A 21,700-nucleotide genomic window follows, 5' to 3' on the forward strand; every position below is an offset into this window, starting at 1 on the left:
CGTATTTGTATTAGGCTTTAATAAACAACATAACGATGAATATGAATGGAAGCATAATCTTAGATATCTGACGATGGGGTATCCGTGTGAGAATTGTTTTCTTTGGTGAAGCGCTTGTTGAAATAAATAACACGACTAAGTATGCAACGTATGGTGGAGATGTACCCAATACAGCCTTGTATTTGTCTCGGCTTGGACAATCTCGAGCTATTTCTGTCAGTTATGCGACTGCCGTAGGGACTGATAAGTTATCACTATCATTATTATCGTGTTGGCAGCAAGAAGGCATTGATACGAGTTTAGTCCGGTATCTTTCGACTAAATTCCCTGATCTTTGTTATATCGAGACAGATAGAGAAGGGCACTGTTACCGCCATTTTTGGAATAAAGATAATGCTGCTCGTTATTACTTTTCAAGGGAGTCATCACCACTTGAAATAGCATTAAGTAACTATAACTATCATGCTATTTATATCAGTGCAGTAAGCTTTGCATTATTAACCGATGAAGCAAAAGCAGCGTTATTGGTACTGTTAGAAAAATATAAAATAGATGGCGGCAAAGTCTATTTTGATAATCGATATCGGCCTCATATGTGGACACCACAGCAAGCAAGATACTGGATATGTCAGTTATTACCATATATAGACATTGCTTTCATTGAGATAAAAGACGAACAACGAATCTGGGGCACTAGCTTTGACATTATTGAACGCTATAGTCACTCGAACTGCTGTGAATTAGTTATTAAACAATATAGCGACCACCCGATAAGCGATCTTAAAGCCCTTCATACTCAAATGAAGATATCTGTGATCCAACCAATAGGGCAGACGACGGATTATATTGCAGATAATGCGTTTATTGCAGGATATCTGGCCGGAAGGATTAGCGGTAAAAGCATTCGCCATTCACTTAATCTTGGAAAAGAGCTGACTTTAAAAGTACAGACTCATTCTAAAGCAGTGATCCCTGCTGCAGCAATGCGAGATATGATGTAACGCAATGATGTTTTTACATCTTATGATGACCAAATCACAGGCTGAATCATATAATTTGGTTGTAAAATAATCGCTTAGCATTATTTTTTAAAAAATAGTATTGACTCAAAAGCTACATTACGTAGAATGCACCCCATACCGAAGAGCAACTCACTCCTCGGTGTGAACAAAATGGCGCGTTGGCAGAGTGGCTATGCAGCGGATTGCAAATCCGTGGACCTCGGTTCGACTCCGGGACGCGCCTCCATTCTCTTTTGAGAATATTATGCGACACTAGCTCAGCTGGTAGAGCGCAACCTTGCCAAGGTTGAGGTCACGAGTTCGAACCTCGTGTGTCGCTCCAAATTAAAAGATATGGCGAATAAGCGGTATCTATAGATGGTGTCTTACCCATCGCAAGTAATTGCGTGCCCTGGTGGTGGAATTGGTAGACACAAGGGATTTAAAATCCCTCGGCGTTCGCGCTGTGCCGGTTCAAGTCCGGCCCGGGGCACCATCTTTATTTTACCTATTAGGTAAAAAAGAAAAAATAGAATTAAAAGATATAGCGAATAAGCGATATCTACAGATGGTGTCTTACCCATCGCAAGTAATTGCGTGCCCTGGTGGTGGAATTGGTAGACACAAGGGATTTAAAATCCCTCGGCGTTCGCGCTGTGCCGGTTCAAGTCCGGCCCGGGGCACCATCTATAAAGAAAGCTCATCATTAGATGAGCTTTTTTTTCGTCTGTAATGTGAGTACATCAAATAAAAAAGAGCCGAAAGGCTCTTTTTTGTTATTTATCGCTATCAGTGCCGAAACGAATGATGCAACTTTTAGCAAATTCGGTTGCTTCGTTCGCTGTCCAATCACCTTTTGGTTTTTCTTTTAATTGGTTACACCAATCTTCACTGCCCACTTCCGGTGTACATGCAGAAAGTAATGTTACAGCACCTAATAAAATAAATAACTTCTTCATAAACATCCTTTATTACTGATTAATTATCAGCTTCAGCGTTAAATTTCTGCGATTACTCACAATGCCGTAAGAATGGCTGAAAGGTCACGTATTAGCAAATTTTAAAAAGTGTTTTATGTGATAATTATGTAATATTTCAATAACAAAGTAAAAGGCTGGTTTGCTAAATACCAATACTCTGATGCTTCGGAGGGCTAAGATAATTATTGATAGTCCGTGATTTGGCATGATTGTAAGGAGGGCATGATGAAATTAAATTGTGATATGGGCGAAAGTTTTGGTGCTTGGAATATGGGAGATGATGCAGCAGTGATGCCATGGATCAATATGGCGAATATTGCGTGCGGTTTTCATGCATCCGATCCGACAGTGATGGCAAGAACGATTGCTTTAGCTAAACATCATGATGTGATCATAGGTGCTCACCCTGGGTATAATGATAAAGAAGGGTTTGGACGACGGCCTATTCCCCATACGTTGGATGAAATCAGTCATAGTGTGGCTTACCAAGTCGGGGCGCTAGATGCGTTATGTCGGCTGAATGCTGTATCTATTACGTATGTGAAGCCTCATGGCGCGTTATATAACCAAATGATGCAAGATCCTGAAATTTTCGAAGTCATTGTTTCAACGATCGCAAAACTTAATACTTCCCGTGTTCTTCCTCTTTCTCTTATGGTCCTGTCACGAGCAAATAATGAGGCATATATTCAAATAGCCAGACAAAAAGGTGTTTCTTTACTTTTTGAAGCGTTTGCAGATAGAGCTTACACAGCCGATGGATTATTAGTTCCACGACATGAAGCTGGTGCAGTACATCACCATCCTGATTTGATAAAAGCGCAAGTATTACAACTCGCTCAAGGTAAAGTGAGAACCCAGAGTGGGAAATTATTAACATTACAGGTTGATACCATTTGTGTGCATGGTGATAACCCTGAATCAATTGCAACAATTAAAGAGATCGCCCTGTTATTGCAGTCAGCAAATGATAATAAATAGGACGTTATTATGCTTATTAGTCGGTTAACTGAATCAGCCATGATGGTGGAATTTGGGCAGAAAATTACCGCTGAAACAACAGCCATGATTGCTGATTACGTGACGTTTATTAAAACACAATATAGTCGTGAATTAATCGATGTTACTCCCTCGTATACTAAAGTGATGTTACATTTTCGGCTGGACTGTAATTGTTATTCTTTATTGGTTGCGGCAAGTGAGCAATGGTTTGCTGATCATCGACTAAGTTATAAAGGCTCTCGCCATTCAACATCAAAACTGCATCAATTACCTGTTTATTATCATTCAGATGTTGCGCCAGATTTAGCTACTGTCGCCGCTCATAGCCAGTTAACAGAGCAACAAGTCATTACTCGACATAGTGATAAAATCTATCAGGTAGGTGCAATAGGTTTTACTGCTGGGTTTGCTTTTTTATCTTCGGTGGATGCTGAAATCGCAATGCCTAGACTGTTGTCACCTCGGCTTCAAATACCAGCAGGAAGCGTCGGTATTGCCGATAACCAAACCGCAATATATCCCGATCAAAGTCCAGGAGGTTGGCATATTATTGGTAATTGTCCGCAATCCTTATTTTTAGCTGATCAGTACCCGTTATCTATTTTTTCAATTGGCGATCAGGTGCAATTTTTTGCGATCACCAAACAAGAATTTTTAGATCTAGGAGGGCAGTTATGGAAGCGTTAGAGATCATTGAATCAGGGATGCTAATGCAGTTGCAAGATCTCGGTCGATATGGTGTGGCAGAGCATGGATTAAGCCAAGGTGGCGCAATGGATCTTCATGCTTTCTGCTGGGGGAATTTATTGTTAAATAATGATCCTAATGCAGCTCAAATAGAGATCACATTAGGGCAAGTCAGTTTTAACGTTCTTACCGATTGTACTATCGCTCTCACTGGTGCTGATATGCAAGCCAAGATTGATGGGAAAAAGGTTATGCCCTGGCAAACAGTACGCTTATTGCGTGGGCAAGTATTGCAGTTAGGCTATGCACGTCAGGGGTTAAGAGCATATTTAGCCATTGACGGTGGATTTTGTGTTAAAGAAAGTCTAGGTAGTGTATCGACAGTCGCTAGGAATCATCTGGGCGGTTTTGATGGTACGGGGCAGTCACTAAAAGAGGGGCAACGACTTTCTAAATATGGTGGAAATAACGTTTATCATTTTCAAGCAGTACCCGCACGCTATATACCCCATTATGCCGAAAAGTTAACGGTATCTATTATTGAATCATATCAAGCAGAGTGGTTTTCTTCACAGCAAAAGCAGCAGTTTTATCAGTCAGAATATCAAGTGAGTCAACATAGTGATCGCATGGGCTATCGGCTTGTAGGGGAAAAGATCCTCCCCAATAAGACGACATTGATCTCTCAACCTATAGCAAAGGGAGCGGTTCAATTTCCTGCATCAGGAGAGCCCATTATTTTACTCAATGATCGACAAACGTTGGGGGGATATCCTATTTTAGGTTGCATTACTCAGCGCGATCTTAATTTGGTTAGTCAATTAAAACCGGGAGATTCAATCCGATTTTCACCATTAAGCCCAGAGCTATTTGAACTTGAGTTACAGAAATGGTTTACTTTCTGTCGATTCTTTAATGTTTTCAATTGTGGTAACGAAAAGAAAGAAAGGTGATTGGATGTATATTTTCGGCTATGGAAGCCTGATCAATAAATACTCGCGAAACCGTACAGGTAATACTGGTAAATCTTATCCTGCATTAGTGCATGGTTTACAGCGTTCATGGGGTAATGTTGATGGCAGTTATCCTATCGCACCTTTAGTCGTAAAGCCGGGACAAGGTGTCTGTAATGGCGTGTTAATTGAAGTTGATGAAAAAGGTTTGAGAGACTTTGACCAAAGAGAACATGGTTATCAACGTATTCAAATTACTGCACAACAAATTGAATTGTTAGAAAATACGAAGCTCACATTATCAGAACCAGTTTGGGTGTATATCAATAATAGTGCTTTACCACCTTGTCAGCAGTTTCCTATTACACAAACCTATGTTGATACGGTTTTAGCGGGATGTTTATCTATTTCACATCAATTTGCAGAGATGTTTATCGCAACGACGACAGGCTGGCAATACCCTTATCAAAATGATCGTCATTCGCCTAAATACGGCAACTTAGCTGGCGTTTATGATGCTGATAGAAAGCAGATTGATATACTCATTGAAAATACGATTTCAGGTAATTAACGATCTGCTTATCGTTATCATTTAAGCGAGATCTACGGTGGCAAAACCGAATAAAAAAGGGCCGACAAAAACAGTTGATATCTTTTGTGCTAAATGTAAAACGCTCTTATTTAAATATCGAAAAGGTGGAAAAGGGGCGTTAGTAAAATGTTTTAAAGAAAGAATTGTAAAAGATTTTACGATTGAATCTGCAACATGCCCTGAATGTGGTGTGGTATTCGCACGAGATGCATTAGTAAGAGGTACACCTGCATTTAAAATCATTGGTGGCAAAGTGACGATGAAATAAATAAGAAGCCGAGTTATAAGTCAACTCGGCTTCTTGCTACCAATGAGGATTACTTTTTGAATAACTGCTTTGGTGGGCAATCAATCTTTTTACTCATAAGTACCGCTTCTAAATCGACAATTTTACGGTGATAAGTTGCCTTTACGAGTTGATAATCAAGTGATGGCGCAAACCATAATGAAAGTTGGCGATCGCTTTTTCTCGTTTGATTAACCCTAATGGTATTTAGAGTACCAAAATTAGTATCGATTGTTTCATTACCCACGACTGCAAAGTAGTAGTGGCTAGTTTCGTCACTATTTTGCATGATGAAATCAAAGTTCTTTTTACCTTCAATTAAATCAAGACGCATTTGGCTACCAATTGTGTCTCCATCAAGAATAGGCGCGAAAGCATTGGTATATTTCTGCGTTTTTCCATCATCAGTCACTGTAGAGTTATGGCCATCGTTACTAAACGTTACACTGACATTTCCTGCCATTAGTCCAGTGATCGTTCGTTGAAATTTATCCGTGATAAAGCGTTGAGCAGCATCTGACCAATGTAATTGAGTATGAGAGTGCATTTTTGATTTAGTGATTAAAACATCAACCTCACTGTTGGTATAAATATCAGCGTTATCACCTTTCCAAACAATGTGACGTTGATAATGACCAATTTTCTGACCTTTAAAAAAGATATTGTAATTTAATGTCTTTTTACATTGATGAAATTGGTTCGGAAAAGAATAGGTGGCATGACTTACTTTTTGTAGTGCTGTTGAAGGATTACTTGTCGGTGCTGCAATGGCTGTTACACTCAATAAAGATAAAACCGACGTAGTAAATAAAGACAATAAACGCACAGGTACTCCTAAACATTTAGATATAACGAACATTAGCGTTTTATAGTTTAACAGGTTTGGTAACAAGATGATCAAGTAGCATGTGTTTTATGCACCAAGCCACTTCGATTATATAGATCATTCTGCAAATGTCTTTTTCAGCGTAATAATTAATAATAGGACTGAAATGAAATAAAAAATTAATCTATTATTAACTCCTTTTAAATCATGTGGTTATGATTTTGATTGTAAACGGTCGTAAAGATCATCTTTTAATTAAAAAATAACGTGTTGTTATTTAAGAAATTTTATTTCGAGGTCTATACCTGTCTGTTGTGACACTAGTAATACAGTTATTTGACGTTTAGTGTTAGCGCGCCTATTTTTTATACGTTTATGTCTAAAGAAAGAGGAGTGTGTGATGAAAAAAATGAACTCGTCATATCGATTACAAATTATCAAAGAAGTTGCAACTCGGCATCAAATGAAATCGACAGGTGATCCTATGGCGATGCACATATCACAGCTACTAGAAAGTCATAATAATGAACACCCCATAAAGCCAATAACAACATTTGATGATAGTCATTATGATGACAATGCGGGCGGTTGGGTAAGCAATTTATGGGGTAACGAAAAATAAAACAGGATAATTATAATCACGGGAAGTGATGGATGAAGTACGATGATGATCGTAGCTTTTTTGATACATTGAGATCATCGATGAAGAATGCTTTTTTCTTAGCCTGTAACTGGAACAAATTTTGTGTCTGATGTACATTGCGGTGTCATTATATATTTAGGCTAATTGATGAATTACACCGAACTTGATAATTACACGCGTAAGTGGATTTTTACCCATGCTTCGATGCCTGTTCCTACGACAGATCTTGAGCAAATAAAACCGTTAACCCAAGCGCGTTCTTCGCAATTGTGGCAGGAACATATTAGTAAACAGAGTCCGGATTCTGATCACTTTGAGCACGGTGATTGGGCGGCAGATACAAAAAACTGGTCAGAGCCTGAAGATTGGCAAGATGCTTGGGATAACGATGATGATGCATCATTGCCAGCTGCTATTTTGACAGCTTTGCAATGGGAAGATAATACAACGATTTATTTTTGCTACGAAAAGTACAATATTGTAGAAACTAAATGGGGTGTATTTAAACGTAACTGGAAAAACTTTTTGTTTTTTGATGATGGTCCAATTCTATTGGGTCGCAAACAAAAACAAGCGCTGTGGTTTCAATCCAATGGTACTTATCAGTTAGCATCACGCCCATAATTTTCTAACGCCCTGTAATATTTATTTCTTTTTAAATTACAGGGCGTTGTTATTTATGTTTTTTCTTCAATGGGCTGTAATTGTTTTATGATCTGTTGAATATTTTTTAATGCGATGTGTAAATTATTGCTTGAAGAATGAACCGAGCCTTCTTTTGTTATTAAAGGTTGGTTTAATGGCTCGCCTAACGCAATAAAAAAACGTGCACTGTGGTTTGTGGTTGTGACGGTAATGGGTAATTGCGAGTGAGCAAAAATTCCCATTTGATTCGGATGTAGTTGATTATTTGCGATATAGGCGTGACCTGAGCGTAAATAAATAAAACCTGCAACATGGGTCTCTGGTGGTGTAAATGTCCAACTACCGTATGACGTGACAATAATATCAAGATAGATAATATTGCAGTTGTGTTTTATTGGGCTTTCAACACCATTGTAGTGACCAATGAGTACTTTTGTTGTCGCGTGTGTGCCTTCAACGAGAGGTAGTTTTTTACTGGCAATATGAGTGCTTGATGGCGCAGTCATTTCTCCTTCTTTCTCTGAAGGCGAAGCGGTCCACATTTGAAACGCTTCTGCGATCCCATTGTGTGGTTTCATCAGTGATTTATGTGCCATACCATAACCACAGGTGGTGAGGTGAATATCACCCGTTTGAATGTGATTTTTACCGTTAATACTGTCATCGTTTTGGATTGAACCGATAACGGGATAGCTGACAGCATCGATACCTGAGTGGCCATGAAAGCCTAGTTCATTATGTGCTCGGTTAGTAGATAAATAATGATCCCAAAGGATAAAGGGGTTGGTATCAGGAAGATGCGGGGTATCGATATAGGTGACGATGGCACCGTGTTTTATGCCGTGCCGAATTACTGCAATTTTTCTAGTCATTGCTATTGTTACCTGTTTTCGTAAGGCTAGAAAACAAGCCTATGTATCATGCCATTACAAATTAATATTCAACTCTTCTTTAGCCTAGTTGCTTACTCGCCGATCTGCCGCATTATTAGCAACAAAAATTTGGTTACTGGTAAAATGAAAGTTGAATATTAAACGTTTAACATTTATTTGTATTACAATAATCAACATTAAATAGATACTCAATATTGACGAAATAATAGGAAACACGAATGACTTTTTCTTTTGGTGGCTTGTTTAAACAGCAAGCATTTATTAATGGCCAATGGAGTGACGCCTTTTCTGGTAAAACGGTAAATATTACTAATCCGGCGACAAATGAAGTTATTGGTCATGTTCCACTTATGGGTGTAGAAGAAACCAATATTGCGATTGATGCGGCAGATAAAGCGTATCGATTGTGGTCAAAAACAACAGCGAAACACCGTTCGATGATCTTACGTCAGTGGTATGAGTTAATTGTTTCACACCGTGATGAATTAGCTCATATTCTTACTGCCGAACAAGGTAAGCCACTGGCTGAAGCGAAAGGTGAAATTGCCTATGCGGCGAGTTTTGTTGAATGGTATGCCGAAGAAGCTAAGCGTCTAAACGGTGAGATCATTCCAAGCCATAAAGAAGACGCCCGTATTTTAGTTTCTCGCCAGCCTGTTGGTGTGGTTGCTGCCATAACACCCTGGAACTTTCCTGCAGCAATGATCACACGTAAATGTGGTCCAGCTTTTGCTGCGGGTTGCTCCGTGGTATTAAAACCAGCCCCTGATACCCCTTATACTGCATTCGCCTTTGCAGAGCTCGCGCATCGGGCGGGTATTCCTGCTGGGTTGTTTAATGTTATTACGGGAGATGCCGTTAAAATTGGCGCAGAGCTTATGAGCAATAAGCGAGTTCGCAAAGTTTCATTCACAGGCTCAACGGCAATAGGTAAGCTTTTGATGGCACAATCAGCCGCTACTGTTAAGAAAGTGTCTTTAGAGTTAGGGGGGAACGCGCCATTTATTGTGTTTGATGATGCTGACTTATCTCGCGCGATTGATGGGGTAATGGTTTCTAAGTTTCGTAATGCAGGGCAGACATGTGTGTGCACTAACCGTATTTATGTTCATAGTGATGTGTATCTGCAATTTGTAGAAAAGCTAGCTGAAAAAGTGTCAGCACTAACGGTTGGCAATGGTGTTGATAATGGCGTAACTATTGGCCCGTTGATAAACCGAGCTGCGGTTGAGAAAGTCGAAAAACACATTAACGACGCCATAATGAAAGGGGCAAACTTAGTTATAGGTACACGAGAGCCTTCAACAAGCTGCTTTGTTCAGCCTACGGTGCTAAGTAATGTAACCGATAATATGTTAGTGGCGAGTGAAGAAACCTTTGGTCCGTTAGCTGCTGTGTTTAAGTTTACGGATGAGCAAGATGTTATTGCACGCGCTAATAATACCGATTCTGGGCTTGCAGCTTACGTTTATACTCAATCATTATCACGCGCTTTTCGTGTTAGTGAAGCGCTGGAATATGGCATGGTCGGAGTTAATGAAGGGGTAATTTCTACTGAACTCGCGCCATTTGGTGGGGTAAAAGAATCAGGTATTGGCCGAGAAGGTGCGCATCAAGGTTTAGAAGAATATACTGAGATGAAATACACCTTAATGGGTGGCTTATAGCATTTTGTTATTCTTTTAGCGTTATGTCTAGCGAGCTGAGTTACACTGCGTTTCTCAGCTTTCTTCTTTCTATTCTTCTTGGATACTATTTTCCATGGTACGTATTAGTACGACGCCTTCATTGTCTGCAATAAAGCCTTACAGGATTATTTTCACTTTATTTCTTATTCTCTTTTTTTCGTTCCCAGCTCAGGCTGTTCCATTGGTTGGCTCAGCATGTTTGATCCGTCACGGTAATAAAGTTGTCGTTATAAAAGAAGAAATATCAGGGAAATTGGCTTTACCTGGTGGTCGAATTGATCCTATGAATAGCCCTGAGCAGGCTGCTGTACGTGAAGTCTATGAAGAAACTGGCATTCATGTTGACGCGGTGAAGTTGCTAAAATTACGGGGTAACACAACGTTATTTGCGTGTGTAGCGAAGCAGCCCATTCCAACAACAGTGATCTCGCCTTATAACCAACCGTTAACAACGACAGAAAATGATGATTTGTTAATTAGTACTTGGCAAGCGAAGCATTTTACCAAAGAGGTGAAGTGTGCATATTTACTGTCAGCTGAAAACATTACGCCAAAGGATTATCGCTATCCTAATGATGTTCCACTGATCCAACACTTATTATCACAAGTACCCAATAGTGAAATTACGACCAATGCCGCAGATTACCAAGCGGTGAGTAGGTTACATCAATGGGAGCTGACACAGATTCAGTCATTTCAACAAGAAATCAAATCGCTGCCTGATAGTTACCAATCACTTTTTCAACGAGTGCTATCTGTGTTTAACTTACCCGGTGAAAAGCTGTTTATTGGCTTGTTATTGCTCGTTGTTACCGTCGGTTTTGGTGTCACAGCAATGTTGTATTTATCAAGCGTACTTGTGACTGTCACTTTTATTGCTTCGGTAATGAAATTAGCGCTAGCATCACCTCGTCCATTTTATATTTGGCCAGAGTTACAACAAACAGCAGCCAGTGGCTTTGGTTTGCCGAGCGGCCATACATTAATGGCAACGGTACTATGGGGATTACTTTGGTACAATTTGCCGTTGTTGATTCATCGCTATCGACCCCACTTGACTTCAAACCTAACGACGTTTCGCTTTAAGACACTGCCGCTGTTGATTATTGCGATTAGTTTACAAGCTATCGCAAGGGTTTGGCTCGGTGTGCATTTTATCTCAGATACCGTACTTGGCTTGAGTGTTGGGATAATGCTTTTAGCTTTGTTTATTTGGTGGCAACGTTCAGGCTCAGCCTATCTGCATGTGCGTAATTGGCGGTTTTGGGCGCTACTTAGCGTGATAATTGCTGTGGGTGTGAGCTATTTTCAAGTCCCTCAGCAAGTGTATTTATTAGCCTGTACGCTTGCAATGAGTGCCGCTGTCTTTATTGATAGAGGTCGATCACGACAGACAATCACTTATACTCAAAAATTGAAATTAGCAGTGATGCTACTTGGTTCTGTATTGGCGATTGGATTTTTGAGCTCATTATGGGTAGAGATCGTAATAAGTACAGTCGCTATATTATTGATAAAAACATTAGCTATTGTCGTCATGGTTATGGCGTGCGTATTGATGACTGCGCATAGCTATCGTTTGAAATAAGCACCTTCAAGGCGGAAGCGGAAGTGACAAGCAAGGATTGTTTGTTTTGTTCTATCGCGTTGTAAGGTAAAGTAAAGTGATAATAATATCTACAATTGATGTGCCGATGATCGAATTTATAACGATCAGGCTATAAATATTAAATGAGAGAAGGCCAGTAGTCGTAGGACACGACTCCGCTATAAGTGATAGCGTACACTGGAGAAGGAGCACAATGTTACCAGCATTAACCCATCAGCACAGTATCGAGCAACTGGTGCTTTCATTCCTTGACGATCTATCCGCGGCCGGTTTTCGAGGCGAGATAGAGAAAACCTATGCGAGTCGACTCGCTGTTGCAACAGATAATAGCGTTTATCAAGTTATTCCTCAGGCGGTTATCTTACCTAAAGATATCGATGATCTGGTGTTAATTGGTCAAATTGGTCAACAGAAAAACTATCAAAAAATCACCTTTTCTCCTCGTGGGGGCGGTACGGGAACCAATGGCCAATCATTAACGCCTGGTGTGGTTGTCGATATTTCACGCCATATGAATAAGGTACTGGAAGTTAATCCTGAACAAGGTTGGGTTCGAGTACAAACAGGTGTCGTAAAAGATCAACTTAACGATGCGTTACGTCCTCACGGTTATTTTTTCTCTCCTGATTTATCGACCAGTAACCGCGCTACCGTAGGCGGTATGATTAACACTGATGCCTCGGGTCAAGGGTCGTTAAAATACGGAAAAACGTCTGATCATGTATTGTCGTTAACGGCAGTCCTTGTTGATGGTTCAGTATTAAAAACCGAAGCGTTAGATGAAACGCAAATAGAGTCGATATCAGGTGATGACCTTGCTGCAAAAGTGGTTAAAACCTCTGCGCAAATATGTCGTGAAAAACGCCAACAAATTATCGATAAGTTTCCCCCTCTTAACCGCTTTTTAACGGGTTATGATTTAAAAAATGTTTATGACGATGAACTAACACAATTTGATATTGGTCGATTGTTGTGTGGGGCGGAAGGTTCGCTTGCGTTTATTGCAGAAGCGAAACTGAATATTACGCCGATCCCGAAATCACGAACGCTTGTAAATATTAAATACGATAGTTTTGATTCAGCGCTACGCAATGCGCCAATGATGGTTGAAGCTAAAGCGCTATCGGTAGAAACCATCGATTCCAAAGTATTGAATCTCGCAAAACAAGACATTGTTTGGAACACTGTTAGTGATTTATTAACCGATGTCCCTGGCAAAGAAATGCTTGGGATTAATATGGTTGAGTATGCAAGCAACGATATTGCCGAGAACCAACAACAAGTAAAAGCACTGTGTGAACGACTTGATGCCATGATAACGGCGAATGAAGCAGGCATTATTGGCTATCAAGTTTGTGAAGAGTTGGCGAGCATCCAAAAAATTTACACCATGCGTAAAAAAGCCGTGGGTTTATTGGGGGCGGCAAAAGGGAGTCAAAAACCTATCGCATTTGCTGAAGATACCTGTGTACCTCCTGAAAACTTAGCTGATTTTATTGCTGAATTCCGTCAGTTGCTTGATGATAAACAATTAAATTATGGCATGTTTGGTCACGTTGATGCGGGGGTTTTACACGTTCGTCCGGCACTTGATATGTGCGATCCAGAGCAAGAGCGCTTGATGAAAGAAGTCTCTGATCAAGTTGTTGAGCTGGTGGCAAAATATGGCGGATTGATGTGGGGCGAGCACGGTAAAGGCTTCCGCTCTGAATATGGTCCGGCTTTCTTTGGTGATGAGCTATTCACAGAATTACGTCGAATAAAATCAGCGTTTGATCCCCACAATCGTTTAAACCCAGGAAAAATTTGTACGCCATTAGAGAGCGATGATCAATTAGTGAAGGTTGATGATCGAAAGCGAGGTTTTTTTGATCGTCAGATCCCTATAACAACGCGAGATAGCTTTAAACAAGCGATGGAATGTAATGGTAATGGCTTGTGTTTTAACTATGACACCAGCTCGCCTATGTGCCCATCGATGAAGATCACCGCAGATCGTCGCCATTCTCCAAAAGGGCGAGCAGGACTGGTTCGTGAATGGCTACGTCAATTAGCAGAGCAGGGCGTTAATGCAGACGAGTTAGAACATAAGTTATTGACCACGACACCAACGATTAAACAGATCATCGATCGTCTCAAAAATACGTATGGCGAACGTCGTAAGCAATATGATTACTCTCATGAAGTGATGGAAGCGATGAATGGCTGTTTGGCATGTAAAGCTTGTGCAAGCCAATGTCCAATCAAAGTGGATGTTCCAAGCTTCCGCTCTCGCTTTATGAATATCTATTACAGTCGCTATCAACGACCAGCGAAAGATTATTTAGTCGCGTATGTTGAAAACTATTTACCGTTAATGGCTAAAGCGCCAGGGGTGATGAATGCCTTAACACGTCCGGAGTGGTCGAAAAAACTCACTGAAAAAGCGATTGGGTATGTTGATATGCCGTTATTGTCCTTGCCGACATTAACCGAGAAACTTGATGGACACCATGCGCTGCGTTTTGATCTGCAATGGTTACAAGCGCTGTCAGAGCAAGAGCGTCAGAATTATGTGCTGATTGTTCAAGATCCGTTTACCAGCTTTTATGATGCTGAAGTGGTAAAAGATTTCATTATTTTGGCTGAAAAACTGGGTAAAAAGCCAATTTTGGTGCCATTTAAACCAAATGGTAAAGCGCAGCATGTAAAAGGTTTCTTGCGTCAGTTTGCGAAAACCGCTCGTAACACGGCTGATTTCTTGAATCAATTAGCCGTGCTCAATATTCCAATGGTGGGTGTCGATCCAGCGCTTGTACTTTGTTACCGCGATGAATACGCTGAAGTATTAAAAGAAACCCGTGGTAACTTTGAAGTGTTAACCGCACATGAGTGGTTATTACCCTTATTGCCAGAGTTAAAGCAATATAAAGCGACAGAAGAACAACCTTGGTATTTATTTGCTCATTGTACTGAAAAAACCAAGATGCCTAATGCTGAAAAGCAATGGGAGACGATATTTAGTCACTTTGGTATAGCGCTTCAACCTGTTGCGGTGGGTTGTTGTGGTATGGCTGGAACATTTGGTCATGAAAAAGATAAGTTAGAGACCTCTAAAGGGGTGTATAACTTAAGTTGGAAACCAAAGATCGAGCAACTGGATAACTCACGTTGTATGGCAACAGGTTATTCTTGCCGAAGCCAAGTAAAACGTTTTGAACATATTAAGTTTAAGCACCCGGTACAAGTGCTATTAAAAACGGTGCAAGAAGCGTAATTATTAATAAAGCGAAGGCACAAAAAAGCGAGCTGATGCTCGCTTTTTTGTGTCTGATGTAATAAGAATATTAGTCGTTATTTGGTGCTAACCAACGGTATACCCAACCCGCTAGAACCGCGCCGATAAGAGGCGCAACCCAAAACATCCAAAGTTGAGATGTTGCCCAGTCGCCAACGAACAAAGCAGGACCTGTACTACGTGCAGGATTAACCGATGTGTTTGTTACAGGAATACTGACTAGGTGAATAAGTGTTAGCGCAAGACCAATAACTAAACCTGCCATTTGTGGTGATGCTAGTTTGTGGGTCGCACCTAAAATCACAAACAGGAACATAAATGTCATCACGACTTCAGTAACGAAAGAAGACAATAATGAATAGTGACCAGGTGAATGTTCGCCATAACCGTTTGATGCGAAACCGCCAGCGAGATCGAAACCTGCGTGACCACTTGCGATAACGTAAAGTACTGCAGCACCCGCGATAGCACCAAGTACTTGAGAAATAATATATGGGATAACTTCACCAGTAGGGAAGCGATTACCCGCCCATAGACCAACAGTCACTGCAGGGTTTAAGTGGCAGCCAGAAATATGACCAATCGCGTATGCCATAGTTACAACAGTCAAACCGAATGCTAATGCGACACCGAGAAAACCGATGCCTAAATCAGGATAAGCAGCAGCTAAAACCGCACTACCACAACCACCAAGCACTAACCAGAATGTACCGATAAACTCGGCAACCAACTTTCTCATCATATTTCTTTTTCCGGATATTATAAAAACGACGCACATAATGGATTAAAAACACCGTTCTATCTAGCTGTGTCCATATAATTTAAAGATAAATTATCATTATTTATCTGAATTCACAGAAGTGAATGACTAACTATAAGCGTAATTAAATGTAGTAATTGATTTATTACTAAATGCAATAAATCAGAGGGTTAGTTGCTACTTCAAGCGTGAATTGCTATGCGGCATTTTTTTTAAGTGGCTGTATTTTATTCTGATGAAATAAGCTACGGCTATCTGCAATTAATTCACAATGAGTATCAGTCCAGTGTCGTAATTGAATAGCACCATCATAGGTTTCAGTTAAAAGGGTACAATTTTCAACCCAGTCACCGCAATTAGCGTACATAATACCGTCACAATATTGAAGATCTGGCTGGTGGATATGGCCGCATATAATTCCATCAACCTGATTGTTTATTGCATGAGTAATCGCTGCTTGACGAAAACGAGCAATAGCCTGATGTGCTTTATCGACCCGTTGCTTTAAATATGTCGCTAGAGACCAATAAGGTTTATTCAATTTGCGCCGAATATGGTGTAACCAGCGATTGAGAAAAAGCAGGAAGTCATAGCCTTTATCTCCTAAATAATTATGAAAGCGATGAATGGTGATCAAATCATCAAATTCATCACCGTGTAACGCCAGTCTTTTGTTTCCAGTCGCAGTTGTATGGGTGTATTGGCGTTCGAGTTGTATATGACCAAAATCGTAGTGAAGAAAGTCACGGATTTTTTCATCGTGATTGGCTGGAATGTAGATGATCTTACAATCGTGGTGTGCTTTATCGAGTAATAGGTTTAGTAATGCATGGCCAATAAGAGCGATTTTTTTGAGGCAATAAATCAATAATATCACCCACTAAAATAATGGTTTCAGCTTGGTTATGTTTAAAAAGTTGAGGAGGTAATCAATTTTACAATCACGGTTACCTAAATGGAGATCAGATAGCCATAAGGTGCGATAGCTATTGATATTCATGATTCCTCAACACTCTGTTTAGGATGAATTTTAACGCTATCGCGGTTTTATGACTTTTAAGTGGCTATTTAATTAATTTCTAATCACTTTCATCAAACAAGTAAGCTTCTATTTGCTCTGAAAGCCATTTAATGACAGGTGTTCGGCGCGATTCGGTTTCTACAACCTCACCATAAGCTTGCCAGTTCATTGCTCGGTTATACTTGATGACTTTAAGTGTGCCGTCGCGCAAGTAATGATTAATTAGAATCGCAGGTAAATAAGACCAACCGGTTTGATCTAGCACCGCATCACGAAGGTGTTCGTAAAATGATAATGCAATGTATTTACCAGCCTTCGGCGTAACAATTTTCAGGTTTTCTTCGTCGATGTATGCTACGGCAATTTCAGTGAAACGCTCAAGATCGGCTGCTGTCACTTTACGTAATTGACTAAGCGGATGATCTTTATGGGCAACGGACATCATGCGAATTTGACCTAAATCGATCTGATTGACGCGTGACAGCTGATGGGTATCTGGTAATAATCCATAGGCGACATCAACAAGATTTTGGGTCACCATTTCTTCTAGTTCTTGTGGCGGAGCACTATAAATAGAGACACTGGTTTGGGGAAATTGTTTACGAATATCACGCAGTAGTTTACGCCACACAGCTTCTGGTAATGAATCATCACGTGCGATACGAATGCTGGATTCAACACCGGCTAAATGCTGATCACAGCGGGTTTCAATATCACGGGCAATGAGTAGCATTCTTTCGAAATCATTAGCAATTGCATCACCGATACTGGTGGGAATTATTTGGTTTCCTGTTCGATTTAAAAGCGCAATACCGAGTTCATCTTCCAGCGCACTTAAAGCGGCACTGACGGTAGTACGGCTTTTTCCTAATTTTCGTGCGGCTTCTGCAATAGACCCTGTCTTAATTGCATACAAATACATCTCAATTTGATTGGTTCTCATGCAGAATTTTGCCCGTTAAATATACAAACCTATATGCTCATATTAGCGACGAATAACTTGTCGCTCAGAGATTATATTATTAATCTAAGTCACAGTATTATGTACCTAGGATAATTCAACAACAAAAAACGACGAATAATTTGTCGATTGAGGTATATATGTCTAGCAAGATACAACAAGAGCGTGGATTGCTATTGTTGTCAACAATATCATCATTTTCATTTGCAGTAATAGGGATTGTTTTAGGGTCTATTGTTGGCTCGTTAGTAATTGTGTTTGATGGTGCCTATTCACTCGTCAGCTTAGCGTTAACCATGTTATCACTGGGTGCTGCGCATTATATTCATAAGCCTGAAGTGGATAAGACAACCCCTCAATTTGCGATGATTGAGCCTGCTGTTATTGCGATTAAAGGTTCTGTTATTGCCATTATGTGTTTATGGTCTTTTTATTCAGCCGTTGAAGCAATTTTAGCGGGTGGTCGTGATATTAATGCGGGCGTTGCACTTGCATTTGGTATGGTAAGTGTTACTGGCTGTTATGCGACTTACCGTTATATTAAGTTGAAGAGCGAGAATATTGAATCAGCGTTAGCCGATGCTGAAGCAAAACAGTGGATTATGGACACGGTGATCAGTGTTGCTGTACTTGCTGGTTTCTTTATCGCTAAATTATTAATGATGACGCAGTATGCTGGATATGCAGTCTATGCCGATCCAACAATGGTCGTATTAGCGTCGATTTATTTCATTATTGTTCCTGTAAAAATGGTATGGCTTTCAGTACACGAACTACTAGAAATTCATGGTCAGCCAATGGCACATGTAATGAGTAAATAAAGAGAGTAAACGAGATAAGGCCAGCTTTATTGTTTGATAGAGCTGGCCTTATTTATTATGCTATACAACGACTAACGTCCCAGTAAAAGGGTATCTTCAATTTCACGGTAATGTGTTGCGGTATTGATAAGTGATGTTGCTGTTAAGCCCGGTACGCCATACACTTCAACCTTGGTATTATATTTGGTCTGTACTTTATCAACTAACAAATCAAAGTCACCATCGCCTGAAAGTAAAATAATACGATCAGCATCTTGTGCATGTTCGATAACATCTAGTGTAATACCCACATCCCAATCTCCCTTAGCAGAGCCATCACTGCGTTGGATAAATGGTTTTAGTTTTACTTCAAAGCCAATCGCTCGCAGAATATTTTGAAATTGTCTTTGCTTTTCATCTCCTTTATGGATGGCATAAGCGTAAGCTGCGATGATTTCTCTATCTTGTGAAACTTCCGCCCAAAAAGCATTGTAGTCGAAGTTAGCACGATACTTTTCTTTGACGGTGTAGTAGATGTTTTGTACATCAACAAATATTGCCACTTTTTCCACGAGAATTCCAAATTGGTTGAATTTAAAAGCTATGTTGAAGAAATGACGAGGATAATTCAACTGTTATTGAACAATGTGTTGTTATTGTTGGTTTTTTATTCAAAGAAACATAACGAGTCGTTACAAGCAACAAATCGCGATGGAATATGGAGTAAAATTGGAAAACTATGGTCTTAATAAAAAGGCAATCACTCGCAGAGATAATTTTAAGAGATAAAGTGATGAACAAGATATTGATCGGCACACTGTTATTAAGTTCAAGCTCAGTATTGGCACAGAGTTGCCCTGTAGATGTGCCACATCCAATTCACATTGATAAGGGGAATATTTCTGTTTATGAGCAAGGTAAGCCTAAGTTACTGATTGATAAAAATAATGAAGTTTATATTAATGGTGAAAAAATTGATTTAACGGCAATGCAGCAAAAAGCAGTCGAGGCCTATAGCCACAATGTTCAGACTTACCTACCGCAGATGGCACAACTAGCACAAGAAGGCGTTGGGATGGCAACGGATGTATTGGGTGAAGTAGCCAATAGTTTTGATTCACAAGATGCTTTTAAAAACGTTGAAACGTTAATTGCTCAGTTTGGTCAGCAGGCTAATGAGAAATTTTATAATCAGCAGGGTGAGTTTGTTATGCCTGCTGATGTGTTTTCTAATATGGATACTAATTGGAAAACCGAGTTTGAATCGGCAATGAAACAAGTCAGTGTTCAATCAATAGCGAGTTTATTTGCGGCGCTTTCTGATGAAATGAAAAACGGTGATGTAGATTTTACGCAGCTTCAATCAAAATTTTCCGAATTAAAAGCACGCTTAGGCGAACAAATGGCCCAACGTAGTCAGCAAATGAAAGTAAAAGCAGATAGTTTATGTGGCTCTATTGAAGGTCTGGCTGAGCAAGAAAAACAACTTCAACAGGTGATACCGCAATTGAAAGGCATTCCAATGTTTGAGATTTAATTCTTTTTATTATTTACTTAAATAGCGCAGTTCTGCGCTATTTTTGTTTGTATGTTTTTTGTCCTAAAGATGAACTATGTGTTAAGCTAAAAAGAGAAAATAAGTAATAATATCGTGTAGTTAAAGGAAGATTTTTACATCATTAAATAACGCACTTTGACCAATAGGGGATAAATATGTTGAAGATTGCTGTGATAATTGGTCTGTTACTGTTTGCTTATTGGGTTATGCGCTATATGTCGCCTACGAACCAAAGAAAGGTTGTTGTTGGTCTTTTTTCCATATTAGGTAGCGCTGCAATTATCTTTATGGGGTTCGAGCTGTTCCGCTAGAGCAGCATGACGCTTATTTATTTAAATATGAAAACACTAAGCGTCATGATAGATCCAATAATTACAAAATATCAGTTAGAGCAATACCCACACCAATACGTTGCTGCTTGTGGTTATAATCAATCAGATTTTCGCCGTAGCCTGTTGAGTATTTAGTATAGCCGCGCAGTTTACCCCAGAGCGGGAAAGTTAAACCAACTTCACCATAGCCTTTATGAGAGGCAAAGTTTTCACGTCCAACAAAGCTGAATTCATAGTCATCCCACTTGTAAACCACACCGACTTGGTAATGCCCCATGTAATGTTCGATATCAGGGTTGTCATCACCAGATGGAGAGGTGGGTTCTTTTTTCTTATCTTCAGGAATACGCCACCATGGTCTAAATGAGAAGGCAAAATTTCCCTTTTCAAAGATGAAGTCGGTATATACACGGTTCCAACTACGAGATAACCCTTGAGTTCGACCATTTGATTGATGTTCGATACCTATTGTTGCCCATGTATTACCACCAAGAGGTTTCCATGGTGTAGGCGCTAAGTAAAACATTTCAGGGCGATAGTTGGTTTCTCTAAATGGGCGTGAAATGTCACTAGCATATACCTGCCAGTAAGAATTTAATGTGAAAGCAAGAAATACGCCATCGCCATCAATGAGTAAATCATCGTAGTTTAATGGTGTTTTAAAACTTATCTGGAATTCAGCTTCAGCATTCTTTAAGTGATTATCCCATTCTGTACCGTTATAAGCATCACGATTAATACTGTCAGTGAGGGTAACAGGAAGGAAGTAGTTCATACGGTGAGGTGTAATAACAAACGGATCAAACGTAGTCTCACGTTCACGTTGTAAACGCTGTGAGATCATAGGCTCGTTACTGATTTTTTTAGCCTCAGCTATTAATTTTTCACAACGACTACGGATTTGGCTAAGTTTTAAATCACCGCTTTGATTTTTTACAGCATACAATAAGCATGCCTCATAGTCGTCATTAGGTGCCGCTGTCACAACACAAGGGGCTGTAAACATCGCTAATAAACAGAAATTATATACTGGTTTCACAAGTAATTGACGTCCCTAATTATAAGTGCAGGCAAGTTACATAACAGTTAAGCAAGCTGATTTTAACAGTTTGTTTTGTATCAATTACTATCTATTATACATACCAAATGTCAATATTTGGTTAAATAAAACGCCACATAGAAGTGG

At 39.9% G+C, this 21,700-nt stretch carries 22 protein-coding genes and 4 tRNA genes; 18 read left to right on the forward strand and 8 right to left on the reverse strand.

Annotation, left to right across the window (positions count from 1 at the left end; all coding sequences use genetic code 11):
• Positions 1–86 precede the first annotated feature (86 nt).
• The 5 genes from C9J42_RS03545 to C9J42_RS03565 all read left to right on the forward strand — a co-directional run bounded on the left by C9J42_RS03545 (position 87) and on the right by C9J42_RS03565 (position 1,687).
• Complete coding sequence (locus tag C9J42_RS03545; RefSeq protein ID WP_107206266.1) at positions 87–1,001, forward strand: PfkB family carbohydrate kinase; 915 nt, start codon at positions 87–89, stop codon at positions 999–1,001.
• Between the two features lie 173 nt (positions 1,002–1,174).
• Positions 1,175–1,248, forward strand: a tRNA-Cys gene (locus C9J42_RS03550).
• A 20-nt stretch (positions 1,249–1,268) separates the two neighbouring features.
• A tRNA-Gly gene (locus C9J42_RS03555) sits at positions 1,269–1,344 on the forward strand.
• A 66-nt stretch (positions 1,345–1,410) separates the two neighbouring features.
• Positions 1,411–1,497, forward strand: a tRNA-Leu gene (locus C9J42_RS03560).
• Positions 1,498–1,600: 103 nt separating this feature from the next.
• Positions 1,601–1,687 (forward strand) — tRNA-Leu (locus tag C9J42_RS03565).
• A 90-nt stretch (positions 1,688–1,777) separates the two neighbouring features.
• Here C9J42_RS03565 and C9J42_RS03570 read toward each other — a convergent pair.
• Positions 1,778–1,960 (reverse strand): DUF3012 domain-containing protein, encoded by a 183-nt coding sequence (locus tag C9J42_RS03570; protein WP_005368573.1) that lies wholly within the window; start codon positions 1,958–1,960, stop codon positions 1,778–1,780.
• A 246-nt stretch (positions 1,961–2,206) separates the two neighbouring features.
• Here C9J42_RS03570 and C9J42_RS03575 point away from each other — a divergent pair, with 246 nt between their 5' ends.
• The 5 genes from C9J42_RS03575 to C9J42_RS03595 are packed head-to-tail and all read left to right on the forward strand — an operon-like array spanning position 2,207 to position 5,483.
• Positions 2,207–2,962, forward strand: coding sequence for a 5-oxoprolinase subunit PxpA (locus tag C9J42_RS03575; RefSeq protein WP_107245978.1), 756 nt, complete (start codon positions 2,207–2,209; stop codon positions 2,960–2,962).
• A gap of 9 nt (positions 2,963–2,971) precedes the next feature.
• Entirely contained in the window at positions 2,972–3,670 is a 699-nt protein-coding gene (pxpB, locus tag C9J42_RS03580) for a 5-oxoprolinase subunit PxpB (RefSeq protein ID WP_107245979.1), read from the forward strand.
• On the forward strand, positions 3,658–4,623 hold the full coding sequence (locus C9J42_RS03585) for a biotin-dependent carboxyltransferase family protein (RefSeq protein ID WP_107287119.1): 966 nt from the start codon (positions 3,658–3,660) through the stop codon (positions 4,621–4,623). The genes pxpB and C9J42_RS03585 overlap by 13 nt, the downstream gene beginning before the upstream one ends.
• Before the next feature lie 4 nt (positions 4,624–4,627).
• On the forward strand, positions 4,628–5,194 hold the full coding sequence (locus C9J42_RS03590) for a gamma-glutamylcyclotransferase family protein (RefSeq protein ID WP_107287118.1): 567 nt from the start codon (positions 4,628–4,630) through the stop codon (positions 5,192–5,194).
• Positions 5,195–5,231: 37 nt separating this feature from the next.
• Positions 5,232–5,483 (forward strand): hypothetical protein, encoded by a 252-nt coding sequence (locus tag C9J42_RS03595; RefSeq protein WP_107206271.1) that lies wholly within the window; start codon positions 5,232–5,234, stop codon positions 5,481–5,483.
• Between the two features lie 49 nt (positions 5,484–5,532).
• Here C9J42_RS03595 and C9J42_RS03600 read toward each other — a convergent pair whose 3' ends face one another.
• The gene (locus C9J42_RS03600; protein WP_107206272.1) at positions 5,533–6,327 is read right to left on the reverse strand and encodes a DUF3108 domain-containing protein; all 795 of its coding nucleotides are present in this window, start codon (positions 6,325–6,327) and stop codon (positions 5,533–5,535) included.
• A gap of 400 nt (positions 6,328–6,727) precedes the next feature.
• Here C9J42_RS03600 and C9J42_RS03605 point away from each other — a divergent pair, with 400 nt between their 5' ends.
• Together C9J42_RS03605 and C9J42_RS03610 are read left to right on the forward strand one after the other, a co-directional pair.
• Positions 6,728–6,949 carry a hypothetical protein gene (locus tag C9J42_RS03605; RefSeq protein ID WP_107206273.1) on the forward strand — a complete coding sequence of 74 codons (222 nt, stop codon included), beginning with the start codon at positions 6,728–6,730 and terminating at the stop codon, positions 6,947–6,949.
• 168 nt (positions 6,950–7,117) lie between these two features.
• Entirely contained in the window at positions 7,118–7,594 is a 477-nt protein-coding gene (locus C9J42_RS03610) for a DUF2947 domain-containing protein (RefSeq protein ID WP_107287116.1), read from the forward strand.
• 53 nt (positions 7,595–7,647) lie between these two features.
• Here C9J42_RS03610 and C9J42_RS03615 read toward each other — a convergent pair whose 3' ends face one another.
• Positions 7,648–8,487, reverse strand: coding sequence for a pirin family protein (locus C9J42_RS03615; RefSeq protein ID WP_107245984.1), 840 nt, complete (start codon positions 8,485–8,487; stop codon positions 7,648–7,650).
• 239 nt (positions 8,488–8,726) lie between these two features.
• Here C9J42_RS03615 and C9J42_RS03620 point away from each other — a divergent pair, with 239 nt between their 5' ends.
• The 3 genes from C9J42_RS03620 (at position 8,727) to C9J42_RS03630 (ending at position 15,061) form a co-directional block, all read left to right on the forward strand.
• Entirely contained in the window at positions 8,727–10,175 is a 1,449-nt protein-coding gene (locus C9J42_RS03620; RefSeq protein ID WP_107245986.1) for an NAD-dependent succinate-semialdehyde dehydrogenase, read from the forward strand.
• 94 nt (positions 10,176–10,269) lie between these two features.
• Positions 10,270–11,784, forward strand: a complete 1,515-nt coding sequence (locus tag C9J42_RS03625) for a phosphatase PAP2 family protein (protein WP_107287115.1) — start codon at positions 10,270–10,272, stop codon at positions 11,782–11,784.
• 214 nt (positions 11,785–11,998) lie between these two features.
• Positions 11,999–15,061 (forward strand): FAD-binding and (Fe-S)-binding domain-containing protein, encoded by a 3,063-nt coding sequence (locus C9J42_RS03630; protein ID WP_107287114.1) that lies wholly within the window; start codon positions 11,999–12,001, stop codon positions 15,059–15,061.
• A gap of 70 nt (positions 15,062–15,131) precedes the next feature.
• Here C9J42_RS03630 and aqpZ read toward each other — a convergent pair whose 3' ends face one another.
• The 3 genes from aqpZ to C9J42_RS03645 form a co-directional block, all read right to left on the reverse strand.
• Positions 15,132–15,821, reverse strand: a complete 690-nt coding sequence (gene aqpZ / locus C9J42_RS03635; RefSeq protein WP_199187019.1) for an aquaporin Z — start codon at positions 15,819–15,821, stop codon at positions 15,132–15,134.
• A 217-nt stretch (positions 15,822–16,038) separates the two neighbouring features.
• Positions 16,039–16,710 carry a UDP-2,3-diacylglucosamine diphosphatase gene (locus C9J42_RS03640; RefSeq protein ID WP_233219349.1) on the reverse strand — a complete coding sequence of 224 codons (672 nt, stop codon included), beginning with the start codon at positions 16,708–16,710 and terminating at the stop codon, positions 16,039–16,041.
• A gap of 211 nt (positions 16,711–16,921) precedes the next feature.
• Entirely contained in the window at positions 16,922–17,806 is an 885-nt protein-coding gene (locus C9J42_RS03645) for a LysR family transcriptional regulator (RefSeq protein WP_107206280.1), read from the reverse strand.
• A 158-nt stretch (positions 17,807–17,964) separates the two neighbouring features.
• Here C9J42_RS03645 and C9J42_RS03650 point away from each other — a divergent pair, with 158 nt between their 5' ends.
• Positions 17,965–18,645: a cation transporter gene (locus tag C9J42_RS03650; RefSeq protein WP_107206281.1), complete on the forward strand. Its 681-nt coding sequence runs from the start codon at positions 17,965–17,967 to the stop codon at positions 18,643–18,645.
• Between the two features lie 71 nt (positions 18,646–18,716).
• Here the strand turns inward: C9J42_RS03650 and C9J42_RS03655 are convergent, their stop codons facing one another.
• Complete coding sequence (locus C9J42_RS03655; protein ID WP_005368538.1) at positions 18,717–19,196, reverse strand: NYN domain-containing protein; 480 nt, start codon at positions 19,194–19,196, stop codon at positions 18,717–18,719.
• A 221-nt stretch (positions 19,197–19,417) separates the two neighbouring features.
• On the opposite strand from C9J42_RS03655, the gene C9J42_RS03660 reads away from it, so the two are divergent.
• Positions 19,418–20,161 (forward strand): YggN family protein, encoded by a 744-nt coding sequence (locus tag C9J42_RS03660; RefSeq protein ID WP_233217620.1) that lies wholly within the window; start codon positions 19,418–19,420, stop codon positions 20,159–20,161.
• A 176-nt stretch (positions 20,162–20,337) separates the two neighbouring features.
• Entirely contained in the window at positions 20,338–20,493 is a 156-nt protein-coding gene (locus tag C9J42_RS21590) for a hypothetical protein (protein WP_198038405.1), read from the forward strand.
• A gap of 61 nt (positions 20,494–20,554) precedes the next feature.
• Here C9J42_RS21590 and C9J42_RS03665 read toward each other — a convergent pair whose 3' ends face one another.
• Positions 20,555–21,520: a phospholipase A gene (locus tag C9J42_RS03665; protein ID WP_107287210.1), complete on the reverse strand. Its 966-nt coding sequence runs from the start codon at positions 21,518–21,520 to the stop codon at positions 20,555–20,557.
• Positions 21,521–21,700 lie beyond the last annotated feature (180 nt).

The sequence above is a fragment of the Photobacterium sp. GB-56 genome, from assembly GCF_003026105.1.
Taxonomy (GTDB): Bacteria; Pseudomonadota; Gammaproteobacteria; order Enterobacterales; family Vibrionaceae; genus Photobacterium.